The sequence below is a fragment of the Shewanella sp. GD03713 genome (assembly GCF_029843705.1).
Classification (GTDB): Bacteria; Pseudomonadota; Gammaproteobacteria; order Enterobacterales; family Shewanellaceae; genus Shewanella.
On sequence record NZ_JAOCIW010000001.1, the window covers coordinates 2,663,579 to 2,677,095 of the forward strand.

The following is a 13,517-nucleotide window of genomic DNA, read 5'->3' on the forward strand; positions in this document are numbered from 1 at the left end:
ATCTATTGTAAATGGTCGAATTAATGATGTGCCCACTGCACCTGATTCAGGTCGATGCCATCTTTGAACATCTCCCACAATGGAGACATTTCTCTTAATTTATCAATAGATTGTGTAATAGTTTCGATAGCGTGGTCGATTTCTTCTTCGGTGGTAAAACGACCGATTGAGAAACGAATTGAGCTATGCGCCATTTCATCATTTAAACCGAGCGCACGTAACACGTAGCTTGGCTCGAGACTGGCTGACGTACAGGCAGAACCCGATGAAACCGCTAAATCTTTTAATGCCATCATCAGCGACTCACCTTCAACATAGTTGAAGCTGACGTTCAGGCTACCACTCACACGGTGAGTCATGTCGCCGTTTACATACGTCTCTTCGATGTGCTTGATGCCATTCCATAACTTGTCACGCAGTTTAGCGATACGGGCGTTGTCTGTTGCCATTTCAGCTTTGGCAATCGCAGCCGCTTCACCTAAACCAACGATTTGGTGAGTCGCCAGTGTACCACTGCGCATACCACGCTCATGACCACCGCCGTGCATTTGGGCTTCTAAGCGAATACGTGGCTTACGGCGAACGTACAGAGCACCAATCCCTTTTGGACCATACATTTTGTGGCCAGAGATAGAGATCAGGTCGACCTTAGTCGTTTGTACATCGATAGGTAATTTGCCCGCGCTTTGTGCAGCATCCATATGGAAGATAATGCCTTTTGAGCGGCATAATTCGCCGATGGCATCTACATCATGGATCACACCGATTTCGTTATTCACATGCATGATGCTGACAAGAATGGTGTCGTCGCGCATCGCCGCTTCTAAACGTTCCATCGGAATGATGCCGTTGGCATCTGGCTCTAAGTAAGTGACTTCAAAACCTTCACGCTCAAGCTGACGGCAGGTATCGAGTACCGCTTTATGTTCAGTCTTGCTGGTGATGATGTGCTTGCCTTTCTTATTGTAGAAATGCGCTACGCCTTTGATCGCCAGGTTGTTTGATTCGGTTGCACCTGAGGTAAACACGATTTCACGGTGATCGGCATTGATCAAATCAGCCACTTGGCTGCGAGCCACATCCACCGCTTCTTCCGCTTGCCAGCCATAACGGTGAGAACGTGATGCTGGGTTACCGAAGATGCCATCCATCGTCATGTATTGGAACATTTTTTCCGCGACTCGCGGATCAACTGGCGTGGTGGCGGCATAATCTAAATAGATAGGAAGCTTCATAACACACTCCGTACTTAGCAGTCTCTGCCGAGGCTACATACAACGTACAAAAATAATTTTTATCGTATAACAAAAAGCCTACAAGCTGACTCTTTGCTCCTTTTGCATAGTGTCTTGCTTAAGCGAGATAAACTGCACATCTCGTTTCTGCATTAAGCCAGCAAGACTGATACCATCTAAAAAATCTGAAATTTGTTTGCTTAAATCGCCCCAGAGCGAGTGCGTTAAGCAGCGAGTTCCACTCTGGCAATTGCCTAATCCTTGACAACGAGTCGCGTCGACAGACTCGTCCACGGCATGGACAACCATGCCAACAGAAATATCATTAGCTTCGAGGCCTAAGCGATAACCACCACCTGGACCACGGACACTGGCCACTAGGCCATGTTTGCGTAACTTTGCGAAGAGTTGTTCCAGATAGGAAAGCGAAATCCCTTGTCTTTCAGAGATATCCGCTAAGGGAACCGGTCCCGAAGCCGAGTGGATGGCCACATCGAGCATTGCGGTTACTGCATAACGACCTTTAGATGTAAGTTTCATAACTACCATAGCTCCCAAACAGGTATGGGGTTATTTCAACATACCCGAGTATTTCAGTCAAGTATAAAACCTAGTAAAACACTCAAGTATATAAGCGTGCAGTGAACCAATACCCTTTCATCTTGGTGGGGTATTTAACCTTTTTCTGCCCTAAGATTCAATGCTAAAGGGGCAATTAATCGTCCTAATCGCCCCCATATCGGGATCTAACGCACTCTCTTGGAATGAAAGCTAACCACCTAGGTCCACTCTGTTTAAAAACCGAGCAACCACAGAGGGAATTGAACTGCAATCATCGGTGGCAAAGCGTGTTGATTAATATCTACACGCCACTACGCCACACACCTTAGTTAAATGCTGGGGTCAAACTCGTCGAGTGCACTCTGGCGCTTATCGGCGGCGGCTTTTTCGGCGTCGTTAAACTCACCCACATTCAGCTCTGGCAATCTTTCGGTACATACATCGCCACCTAAACGCTGAATGGCTTGACACAATTCCTGCACTTTTGAGTCCATTAAATGCATGTGGTCCAGCATTTGACCGATAGCATTCGCGACGGGATCCGGATTATCGGGAGACACAGCATACGCATCGAAACCATATTTCTTGGCCATGGCGCTGCGACGCTCAGACTTCTCTTTCGATTGCGGCGAGGGAGTAGCCACTACGCGCCCAGGGATCCCGACCACAGTCGTATCCTTAGGCACATCTTTTACCACCACAGAGTTAGAGCCGACACGCGCCCCATCATGCATAGTGATAGGACCTAAAATCTTAGCCCCTGCGCCCACGACCACGTTATTGCCCAGTGTTGGATGGCGTTTACCCGCCTGCCAAGTGGTGCCGCCGAGCGTTACGCCGTGATACAAAGTACAGTCATCGCCAATCTCGGCGGTTTCACCGATCACCACGCCCATACCATGGTCGATAAAGAAACGGTCGCCAATGGTGGCCCCCGGATGGATCTCCACTCCCGTCAGCCAGCGCGAAAAAGTCGATAAACAACGGGCCATTAAGCGCCAATCACGCTTCCATAACTTATGGCTTATCCGGTGCAGCCAAATGGCGTGCATGCCAGGATAGTTGACCAAGATCTCAAAGGCGCTGCGCGCCGCGGGATCACGGTGATATATAGATTCAATGTCTTCTTTTAGCCTAGCTATCACACCCATGCTTCAATCCTTCGCGATTAGCGTTATTTGCCAAATGTACTTTGGCTATTTTTGTTTGTTACCCACCACTTTATCTATCGAAGTTAGAATGCCTCGAAGAATATTCATCTCTTGGCTTTCGATACGTGCACGGCTAAACAGACGACGTAACTTAGTCATCACTTGACCGGGGTGGTTTTTAATAATAAAACCTGTCGATGATAAGGTGCTTTCTAAGTGCACAAAGAAACGCTCGAGATCGGCAGAAAGCGGATACTCTTCCTCCACTTGAGGCGCCTCAGTTTGCGCTAAGTGTGCCACACGCGTCTCATAACAAATGATCTGCACTGCTTGCGCTAAATTCAATGAGCTGTATTCAGGGTTAGCAGGAATAGCCACATGATATGTACATTGCTGTAATTCTTCATTGGTCAAACCATGATTTTCACGGCCAAAGACAATGGCGACAGGTCCTGATAATCCCTCAGTGACCAGCTTTTGCCCCGCTTCACGCGGATCGAGCATTGGCCAATCTAAGGTACGACTGCGAGCACTGGTGGCAATCACTAAACTGCAATCGGCGATGGCTTCTGCTAAAGAATCCACTTTCACCAAATGCTTTAAGATGTCAGACGCACCGGCCGCCAAGGCGATGGATTGACCATCCACTTCACATCTTGGTTCGGCAAGATACAGGGTCGATAACCCCATGGTCTTCATCGCTCTGGCGGTCGAGCCAATATTGCCGGGGTGCGATGTCCCCACTAAAATCACACGAATATTACTTAGCATGAAACGACTTAATTTAATTCACAAAACACAGGGAGCGAATACTATCACAGGCGTGCGTGAATGCTTATATGAAAATCGGTATTTGATATAACATTCAAATCGAGTATAATACCGCCCGCTATTTTTAACGTTCTTTAACATCCAGGGGATTGCAATGCATCCGATGCTGACGATTGCTGTTCGCGCTGCCCGCGCGGCCGGCCAAACTATTATGCGCGCCTACACTGAACTTGACCGAGTTGAAGTCAGTGCTAAAGGTGTCAACGATTTTGTTACCAGTGTAGATAAGGAAGCAGAAGCCGCCATTACCTATCAAATTCGCAAATCTTACCCTGATCACACAATCGTGGGTGAAGAAAAAGGCGAAAACCGTGGCGAAAACAAAGACTATGTATGGATAGTCGATCCTCTGGATGGCACTAACAACTTCGTTAGAGGCATTCCCCACTTCGCGGTTTCTATCGCACTGCAACACAAAGGCAAAACTGAAGTTGCCGTTGTGTACGATCCTGTTCGTGAAGAATTATTTACCGCTATCCGTGGTAAAGGCGCCAAATTAAACGATTTCCGTATCCGCGTAACCAATGTGACTGAACTGGCTCCAACCATTATCGGTACAGGTTTCCCATTCAAAGCCCGTCAACACACCGAAAGCTACATGGCAATCTTTGGCGAAGTGTTCGGTCAGTGTTCTGACTTACGCCGCGCAGGTTCTGCTGCATTAGACTTAGCCTATGTAGCGGCTGGCCGTTTAGACGGTTTCTTCGAAATCGGTTTAAAGCCATGGGATATCGCCGCTGGCGACTTAATCTGCCGCGAAGCGGGTGGCACAGTCACCGATTTTACTGGCGGTCATAACTACCTGATCTCTGGCAACATCGTTGCAGGTTCACCAAAGGTGACCACTGAGTTAGTGAAAACCATGCGTCCTTTGCTGAACGAAGGTTTAAAGCGTTAATCACGCCCTTCCAAGCGTAACGCATATTAAAAAGGCCAGTGAATTCACTGGCCTTTTTGTTTGCTGCTTTCGTTATTCTGTTTTAGCTATTCCGCGCTTTGGCTAATGTCAGCTCAAAGACTTTCTATCTACCCGCCAATGCTTGCGCAGGGCCAATCTGGCTCGCCTTCCACGCGGGATACAGGGTTGCGATAAGACTCATCACAAACGCCGTGGCAATCACTAAACCAGCATCCGTCATATGTAGCTCTGACGGCAGGAAATCCACAAAATACACATCGGCCGACAGGAGTTGAATACCAAGCAGCTGCTCAATACCACGGGCAATACCACTGAGATTCACCGCAGTCGCAATCCCGATCACGCCGCCAAGAGCACAGCCCACAAGGCCATTTAACGCGCCCTGCACCATAAAAATCCCCATCACTGACAGGCGGCTTAAGCCCATGGTCATCAGAATGGCGATTTCACTGGCTTTATCCCGCACCGCCATCACTAGCGTTGAGACAATGTTGAAACAGGCCACGCCAATCACTAACACCAAAACGAGATACATAATGGTGCGAACCAATTGAATATCTTGATATAAATGCCCTTGGGTGCGCGTCCAATCACTGATATAAACGGACTGGTTTAAGGCATAACCCAACTCACGAATTTTCGCTGGCGCATCAAATACCTGCGCCACACTGATCCGCACCCCAGTGACACCTTGATGTAAATTTAGGATATTCGCCGCATAGCGCATCGGAATATACGCCGTGGTTAACTCAAGCTCGCCGCCTAAACGGTACACACCCGACACCACAAAACGATGGCTCTTGGCAGCCCGTAAACTGCCGGCATGTTCAGGGTCAAGATCTTGCACATACAAAGCGAGGGTATCGCCGACCTCGAGGCCTAACTTTTTCAGCAGACTCTCGCCAAGGACGATGTGATTGTCATCCTCGCTCAAGCCTTGCCAAGTCTCTTTCGACATAAATTGCGAGAGGGTCGAGACTTTTGCCTCCTGCTCAGGGTCGATTCCCACAACGGCAAGCCCCTGAAAACCACCGGGCTTTTGCACTAATCCTTGCATCCGAATAAAAGGTGCAGCCGCCGTAATGCCTTCAATCTGCATGGCGGTTTGCTCAACCGCACGCCAGTCGGCAATCGGCTCATTCACGCCAACCACATCGGCTTGGGAGATCACGCCTAACAGACGCTGCTCTAACTCACGCTCAAAGCCATTCATCGCCGAGAGCACCACAATCAGCACTGCAACCCCTAGCGCGATGCCAGCGGTCGATGCAAAGGAGATAAAGCTAATAAAACTATTGGATTGGCGCGCACGATAAAAACGCCAACCAATGGAGAGGGCTAATGGTCCTTTCATTGGGCATGTTCCGCAACAGCTTGCAGATAACCATTCTTCATGGTGAGTTGTCTGTCCATCCGCGCCGCTAATTTAGGATCGTGAGTCACCACCACAAACGCCGTTCCGAGTTGATTGGCTAATTCGCGGATCAGCTCATAGACCGCCTCGCCGCTCTTGGCATCGAGGTTGCCCGTCGGTTCATCGGCCAGCACGAGTTTGGGTTTGTTGATCAGCGCCCGGGCAATTGCCACCCGTTGACGCTCGCCGCCCGAAAGCTCGGCGGGAATATGCTGCATTCTGTGCCCAAGGCCGACTCTCTCGAGCAACACTTTGGCATCAGCCTGAGCCTGAGCGCGGTCTCTGCCTTGAATAAACGCTGGCATAGCCACATTTTCCAGTGCACTAAATTCGGGCAAAAGGTGATGGAACTGATAGATAAAACCTAAATCTTGGTTGCGGATCTGCGCCTGACGGGCACTGCTCACCTGATATAAATCCTCACCCGCTAACAATACTTTGCCAGCAGAAGGTTTATCTAAGGTGCCCATAATATGCAGCAGCGTACTCTTGCCTGAGCCAGAGGTACCGACAATCGCCAGTTGCTCGCCCTTAAATACCTGTAAATCCACCTCAGACAACACCTGAGTGGTCACATCGCCATCGTGATAACTCTTACTCACCGCCTGCACTTGCAGTAACACGTCTTGCATTGAGATTCTCGCTATTGATTCTAAATGACATGGATAACCCCATGTCCAAACACGTCTCTCATCATGGGAGCGACGCTTTAATTTGTTACATCGCAGCTATTCGTAACGCAGCGCCGTGGCAGGTTGCACCCGCGCCGCTCGCAATGCGGGGTAAAGGGTCGCCACTAAGGTTACAACTAAGGTGCCGACAATAATCATCGACAATTGTCCCAGTTCTAATTTAACCGGCAGCACTTGTCCTGTGCCTAAAATGGAAATCCCCAAGGTCGCCATAATGCCATTTAAATTAAGGGTGAGCAGAATGCCGACCACCAGCCCCAGCACTAAACCTAAGACAGCATTCAATAAACCTTGCACCACAAAAATGCCCATCACCGCCGAGGTACGTAAGCCTTGGGTTTTGAGTACCGCGACGTCGGTGGTTTTATCCACCACCATCATCACCAACGCTGACACTATATTAAACGCCGCCACGGCCACGATCAGGCTCAGCATCAGCGACATCATGTTTTTTTCCATCTTCACGGCACTAAACAGATGACCATAGGTGTCGCGCCAATCACTGGTTGTCGCCTCAATCCCCTGCTGGGTAAGCACCTGCTTTACATCCTTAGCCAGTGCGGGCGCCATAAATGGGTCGCTCAGATAGAGCCTTAACTGATTGATTTCATCACTGGGTTGACGCATTAAACGCTTGGCATCTTGGTAATGAATATATGCAACGCCCGCATCCACCTGTGAGCCCATCTCAAACACGGCGGACACTAAAAACTTGCGTTGGCTAGGGACTGGGCCGAGGGGCGAATACACCACACCATCGCCACTTAACAGACGCACAGTATCACCCGGGTTCACCTTTAATTGGCGGGCAAGCTCGCTGCCTAAAATGACCTTATATTGGCCACTGGTTAACTCGTTGAATGCGCCAGAATAAGTATGCTGCGCCACCATAGAGAGTTTTTCGGCAAGCTCAGGAAACACCCCAAAGACTTGCACGGCGCGGATATTCGCCGCCGACTGCACCATGGCTTGGGTCGACACGCTAGGCGTCACGCCCTGCACGCCCGGTAAGGCTTTGAGTTTGTCCGCAGGAATGGTCCAATCGCTTAAGGGCGTCTCAGTTACCACAGTCAATTGAGGTACAGCGCCTAAAATGCGCTGCTTTAATTGTCCTTCGAGGCCGTTCATCACCGAGCTGACCACGATTAAGGCCGCCACCCCTAGAAAAATGCCCGAAACGGCAAATAAGGTAATAAAAGAAGCAAAGGCGTTTGCTTTTCTGGCCCGCCAATAACGGTAACCAACGTAGAGAGGAAATCGAAGATCCATTGAAAGAGGGCTGCGTCCTGTGTGCTGAACTTGCTAAATCATAAAGATGGGCACGATAATAGGGGTTTAGGTCCTATAAATAAAGAGGCAAGCCTTGTTCACTGACACCAATCCGTATTTTAGTGTGCCTCATCCCTTCACCGCTTACTTAAGCCTCTGGGACGAAAACCAGCCACTACCCAGTGAAATGGCTTTAAGATCAATGCAATCCTTAGGGATCCAGCTACTGAGCGAAGTCAAAGCCCTCGAGGCTAGTTGCCTGTTGCAACTGCGGCATTTAGACAACGAAGCCAAGGTGGTGGTGGACTTTCTCAAGCTCCAATCCCGCAAGGTCGATTTAGTCCTGCAGCATGTCCTCGAAAAAGAAGTGCAAGAGGGCGATAAATTTAGCGGTTGTCAGTTCGGTGGCAGCGGCATTCGCCTAATGAGCAATGAGGCCCTCCCCCTTGGCCGCCAATATAAGGTGACCTTATTTATCCACGAAGAATTGGTCGCCATTTTATGTTTTGCCAAGGTCACGGCCTGCTTAGTTTCGCAGGAAGGCCAATCCGATGGGCCGCAAGCACCACTGCACAATGCCGCATCGCCCTATCTCGTCGACCTCGAATTTAGTCAAATACTGGATGCAGATGTGGAGCAACTGGTCAAAGCGAGCCTCAATGTGCAACAAAAACAACTTAAACTGCGTAAACTTGCCCGTGACGAGCGTCAATAAAGGCTAGCGTTTTTGCTGGCACCCTAGCGCCCAAGTCACTACAATGAACGCAACTTATTGTGAATGAATCAGTTTATCCCACGCCAATGACACAAATTTCAGCCCTAACACCGCCCGTTGTCAAAAATGGAACTCAAATGCAAACCCTGTCGTGTCTCGCCGGGGTTGGTCAAGCTGTTACCCTCGCCAGCCTAGTTCGCCAACACAAGGGCACAACACTGATTGTGACCAGTGATACGCCGACGGCATTGAGTATCGAGTTAGAGCTCAACTACTTGTTGGCTAAAAGCGCTATTAAGGTGCGACTGTTCCCTGACCGTGAAACCCTGCCCTACGACAGTTTTTCGCCCCATCAGGATTTGATTTCCCAGCGTTTAGAAACCCTGTCGCAAATCACCCAAGCCGAACACAGCGTAGTGATAGTGCCGGTGACAACGCTGATGATGCGCTTGCCACCAAAATCCTATTTAAGCTCCAATGTGTTTGTGCTGAAAAAGGGCGATAAATATCAGCTCCATGATGTGCGCCAGCAGTTAACCGACACGGGTTATCACTTGGTTGAACAGGTTTACGAACATGGCGAGTTTGCCATTCGTGGCTCGATTCTCGATATCTTCCCCACCGGCGTGAATATGCCGCTGCGTATCGAACTGTTCGATGATGAAGTCGAGACCATTCGCCATTTTGACCCAGAGACTCAGCGCTCGTCCACGCCTGTCGATGCGGTGCGCCTGTTACCCGCCAAGGAATTCCCCACCGACAGCAGCGCCATCGAAGGTTTTAGGCAACGTTATCGCCGCCGCTTTGAGGTGATCGTTAAAGAACCAGAATCAGTTTATCAACTGGTGAGCCGCAATTTGATGCCCGCTGGCATTGAGAACTATCTGCCCCTGTTTTTCGATGAGGTCGCGACACTGTTCGATTATCTGCCGAAGGACACTCAGTTAGTCACCTTAGGCGATATCGAAAAGTCCGCCCGTGCACATTTGCAAGAGGTGGAAACCCGCTATGAAGACAGACGGGTCGACCCATTGCGGCCGCTGTTGGCACCTAAAGAGCTGTATTTACTGATTGAAGAATTATTTGCCGCCTTTAAGCCGCTGCCTCGCTATCAGTTTATTGTGCCGCAACCCGATGCCGTCGCAGGTGCAGTGCAGATTGATGCCTGTGTGTTGCCCGAGGTGAGCGCTAATCACAAGTTAAAGCAACCGCTGATTGCGCTGCAAGAGTACGCCGAGCATGCGTCGCGGATGTTATTTAGTGCCGAATCGGAAGGTCGCCGCGAAGCCTTGCTCGAGCTCTTAGCTAAAATCCAGTTAAAACCGGCGCTATTCGGCCATTTTGATGAGTTTATTCAAAGCGATGCCAAACTGGGCTTAATCGTATCTCCCCTCTCCCGTGGTTGTTTACTCGGGCTAGGAAAGCAAACCGCCGTCAGCATCATCTGCGAAACCGAACTCTTTGGTCATCGCATCTCCCAGCAGCGCCGCCGCGAAAAACAACGCCAGATCAGTAACGATACCCTGATCAAAAACTTAGCCGAGCTTAAAGTCGGCCAGCCAATTGTGCACTTAGAGCACGGCGTGGCGCTGTATCAAGGCTTAGTCACCTTAGATACCGGCGGATTAGTGGCCGAATACCTACAGCTAGAATACTCGGGCGGCGATAAACTTTATGTGCCCGTGTCCAACCTGCACATGATCAGTCGCTACAGCGTCGGCGCCGATGGTGAAGCTCACCTTAATAAACTCGGTAACGACACTTGGGCCAAAGCAAAAAACAAAGCGATCGAGAAAATCCGCGATGTGGCCGCCGAGCTGCTTGATGTCTACGCTCGCCGCCAAGCACGCCCCGGTGAAAGCTGTGAAATCAACGATGAAGAGTATGCGCAATTCGCCCAGGGGTTCCCCTTCGAAGAAACCGTCGACCAAGAAAGCGCGATTCATGCCGTGCTCGCCGATATGCAATCCCCCGTCGCCATGGACCGCCTTGTCTGCGGTGACGTGGGCTTTGGTAAGACTGAAGTCGCGATGCGCGCCGCCTTTGTGGCAGTGAATGCGGGTAAACAAGTAGTTGTGCTGGTGCCTACCACGCTACTCGCCCAGCAGCACTACGAAAACTTTAAAGACAGATTTGCCGACTGGCCCGTCGTAATTGAGGTGATGTCACGCTTTAGAACCGCCAAAGAGCAGACTCAAGTGCTGAAACTGCTCGAAGAAGGCAAAGTCGATATAGTGATTGGCACCCATAAGCTGCTGCAATCCGAGGCAAAATTTGAAAACTTAGGCCTGCTAATCATCGATGAAGAACACAGATTCGGCGTAAGACAAAAAGAGAAAATCAAGGCGCTGCGCGCCAACGTGGATATTTTGACCCTCACAGCCACTCCGATCCCCCGCACCTTAAACATGGCGATGTCGGGAATGCGCGACTTATCGATTATTGCGACTCCTCCCGCTAAACGCTTGGCGGTGAAGACCTTTGTGCGCGAATCCGATCCCGCTACCGTGCGTGAGGCCATACTGCGTGAAATTCTCCGTGGTGGCCAAGTGTATTATTTGCACAACAATGTCGAAACCATTGAGAAATGCGCCCAAGATATTAGTACCCTGCTACCCGAAGCGCGGGTGGTGGTGGCCCATGGTCAAATGCGTGAGCGGGATCTTGAGCGGGTGATGTCGGACTTTTATCACCAAAGATTCAATGTGTTAGTCTGTACCACTATTATCGAAACCGGTATCGACGTCCCTAGTGCGAATACGATTATTATCGAACGTGCTGACACCTTCGGCTTAGCCCAGTTGCACCAACTGCGTGGCCGCGTCGGACGCTCTCACCATCAAGCCTATGCGTATTTGATGACGCCGCATCCTAAACGCATGACCAGTGATGCCCGCAAACGTCTCGAAGCCATCGACGCCCTAGAGGATTTAGGCGCTGGCTTTATGCTCGCAACTCAAGACTTAGAAATTCGCGGCGCGGGCGAGCTCTTGGGCGATGAGCAGAGCGGTCATATTTCTAAAATTGGCTTTAGTCTCTACATGGAAATGTTGGAATCGGCGGTCAAGGCGCTCAAACAGGGTAAAGAGCCATCGCTGGCGCAAATGCTCAATCAACAATGTGAGATGGAACTAAGAATTCCTGCGCTATTGCCGGAAGACTATGTCGGTGATGTGAATATTCGTCTGTCACTCTATAAGCGCATCGCCAGTTGTGACAGTGAAGAAGCCTTAGATGAACTCAAGGTTGAGCTTATCGACCGCTTCGGTCTGCTGCCCGAGGCCACCAAAAACCTGATGGAAATGACTTTATATAAACATCAGGCAACTCGGCTGGGCGCGACTAAAATTGAGGTACATGCCAAGGGCGGCAGCATCGAATTTAGTAATGATCATGTGATTGATCCCGGCTTTATCATCGGATTACTGCAAAGTCAGCCACAAATTTATCGAATGGATGGGCCGAATAAGTTAAAGTTCATCCTCAATGCCGAAACGGCAAAAGATAGGCTCGCTTTGGTCAAACTCTTGCTCGAACAACTATCGCAACATCGTCTTGGAGATAAATAGTGTTACGTCAACTCGCGGTCTCTATCGCTACACTTATTGCACTTTCACACAGTTCACTTGCCCGTGCTGAAGCTTGGTTCGAGGTCGAAGTCTATATTTTTGAACGCCAAAGTCAGTCGACTGAACAATGGCCGATGGCGCCAATTGAGACTAAAACCAACCGCGCTATCGATCTGATCTCACCGGTTGTGGGTCAAGCTGTGCTCTCCATGAGCAATGAATCCGCGCCCTGCACCTTAGTGTATGACGCCGATGCTAATAGCCATTGCGCTGAAAACACCAGCACAGGTACGAATACGGACGCCACTCCCGAGATGAGTAACGGCGGTACTTTAGCCATTTCAGGCCCAAGCACTACAAGCTCAAATGCGGTGACCAGCTATCGCTATCCGAGTGTGATCCCATCGGAAATCGGCAGTGGTAGCCAAGCCTATGCGTCTCAAGGCAGTGGCCCAGTATTACTCGCCAGCAGCCAAGGCCAATTTGCAAGCATCATCAACAGCCTATCGAGAGAACGTGGTAACCGCAGCTTACTGCATATGACATGGCAACAACCTATGATGGGGAAGAGTGGCTCAGTGCCCATTCGCCTGTTTGCGGGTAAAGATTATTCCGCCAGTTATCACTTCGATGGTCGTCAAATTGTGCAGCAAGCCATGGCCACCTCAATGCAAGGCGCTAACGGCACGACTGGCATGATGGCTGAAACATCTGCGCCTTTACAGCCCTCTCCCGTGTGGCAACTCGATGGCACGCTCAATATTTATCTTAGCCATTATCTGTATATCGAAACCGCGCTCAATTTGCGTAAAGAAGGCCGCAAATTAATGCCTGTGGCGGCCGATGAAGCGAGCATCAACACAGCAACAAGTACCGCCGCAGCCCCAGCTAAAGTGATGACACCTTATTTAATGTCTATTCCGTTGGAGCAAAATCGTCGAGTGAAAAGTGATGAGATCCATTATCTCGATCATCCCGAAATGGGCATGGTGATCCAAATCCGTAAGATGGCGCAACCTAACGCTTAAAACCTATTAGCCCTAATCGAATAAAAAGCGGTCATGCAATGCATACCGCTTTTTTATTGCCTAAGGTTTTTTATAACCTAAGGTTTTTTATTGCCTAAGGGGTGAACAGCCATTCAGGCGACGCCGAAAGTAT

At 49.9% G+C, this 13,517-nt stretch carries 11 protein-coding genes; 4 read left to right on the plus strand and 7 right to left on the minus strand.

Annotation, left to right across the window (positions count from 1 at the left end; translation table 11 throughout):
- Positions 1–20: 20 nt before the first annotated feature.
- From N5E87_RS11785 to trmJ, 4 genes are all read right to left on the minus strand, one after another.
- A complete protein-coding gene (locus tag N5E87_RS11785; RefSeq protein ID WP_086903271.1) occupies positions 21–1,235 on the minus strand; it encodes an IscS subfamily cysteine desulfurase in 1,215 nt (404 codons plus the stop codon).
- Positions 1,236–1,313: 78 nt separating this feature from the next.
- Positions 1,314–1,775 (minus strand): Fe-S cluster assembly transcriptional regulator IscR, encoded by a 462-nt coding sequence (iscR, locus tag N5E87_RS11790; RefSeq protein WP_006081858.1) that lies wholly within the window; start codon positions 1,773–1,775, stop codon positions 1,314–1,316.
- 350 nt (positions 1,776–2,125) lie between these two features.
- The gene (gene cysE / locus N5E87_RS11795) at positions 2,126–2,947 is read right to left on the minus strand and encodes a serine O-acetyltransferase (protein WP_011626050.1); all 822 of its coding nucleotides are present in this window, start codon (positions 2,945–2,947) and stop codon (positions 2,126–2,128) included.
- Positions 2,948–2,992: 45 nt separating this feature from the next.
- Positions 2,993–3,718: a tRNA (cytosine(32)/uridine(32)-2'-O)-methyltransferase TrmJ gene (trmJ, locus tag N5E87_RS11800; protein ID WP_086903270.1), complete on the minus strand. Its 726-nt coding sequence runs from the start codon at positions 3,716–3,718 to the stop codon at positions 2,993–2,995.
- A 154-nt stretch (positions 3,719–3,872) separates the two neighbouring features.
- Here trmJ and suhB point away from each other — a divergent pair, with 154 nt between their 5' ends.
- The gene (gene suhB / locus N5E87_RS11805; protein ID WP_011622509.1) at positions 3,873–4,676 is read left to right on the plus strand and encodes an inositol-1-monophosphatase; all 804 of its coding nucleotides are present in this window, start codon (positions 3,873–3,875) and stop codon (positions 4,674–4,676) included.
- 124 nt (positions 4,677–4,800) lie between these two features.
- Here suhB and lolE read toward each other — a convergent pair whose 3' ends face one another.
- The 3 genes from lolE to N5E87_RS11820 all read right to left on the minus strand — a co-directional run bounded on the left by lolE (position 4,801) and on the right by N5E87_RS11820 (position 8,072).
- Complete coding sequence (gene lolE, locus N5E87_RS11810; RefSeq protein WP_086903269.1) at positions 4,801–6,051, minus strand: lipoprotein-releasing ABC transporter permease subunit LolE; 1,251 nt, start codon at positions 6,049–6,051, stop codon at positions 4,801–4,803.
- Positions 6,048–6,743 carry a lipoprotein-releasing ABC transporter ATP-binding protein LolD gene (gene lolD / locus N5E87_RS11815; protein WP_086903268.1) on the minus strand — a complete coding sequence of 232 codons (696 nt, stop codon included), beginning with the start codon at positions 6,741–6,743 and terminating at the stop codon, positions 6,048–6,050. Before lolD ends, lolE begins: the two co-directional genes overlap by 4 nt.
- Before the next feature lie 96 nt (positions 6,744–6,839).
- Positions 6,840–8,072: a lipoprotein-releasing ABC transporter permease subunit gene (locus tag N5E87_RS11820; protein ID WP_086903267.1), complete on the minus strand. Its 1,233-nt coding sequence runs from the start codon at positions 8,070–8,072 to the stop codon at positions 6,840–6,842.
- Positions 8,073–8,166: 94 nt separating this feature from the next.
- Between N5E87_RS11820 and N5E87_RS11825 the strand changes: the two genes are divergently transcribed.
- The 3 genes from N5E87_RS11825 to N5E87_RS11835 all read left to right on the plus strand — a co-directional run bounded on the left by N5E87_RS11825 (position 8,167) and on the right by N5E87_RS11835 (position 13,384).
- Positions 8,167–8,787 (plus strand): hypothetical protein, encoded by a 621-nt coding sequence (locus tag N5E87_RS11825; RefSeq protein ID WP_086903266.1) that lies wholly within the window; start codon positions 8,167–8,169, stop codon positions 8,785–8,787.
- An 86-nt stretch (positions 8,788–8,873) separates the two neighbouring features.
- On the plus strand, positions 8,874–12,356 hold the full coding sequence (mfd, locus tag N5E87_RS11830) for a transcription-repair coupling factor (protein ID WP_086903265.1): 3,483 nt from the start codon (positions 8,874–8,876) through the stop codon (positions 12,354–12,356).
- The gene (locus N5E87_RS11835; RefSeq protein WP_086903264.1) at positions 12,356–13,384 is read left to right on the plus strand and encodes a peptidoglycan binding protein CsiV; all 1,029 of its coding nucleotides are present in this window, start codon (positions 12,356–12,358) and stop codon (positions 13,382–13,384) included. Before mfd ends, N5E87_RS11835 begins: the two co-directional genes overlap by 1 nt.
- Positions 13,385–13,517 lie beyond the last annotated feature (133 nt).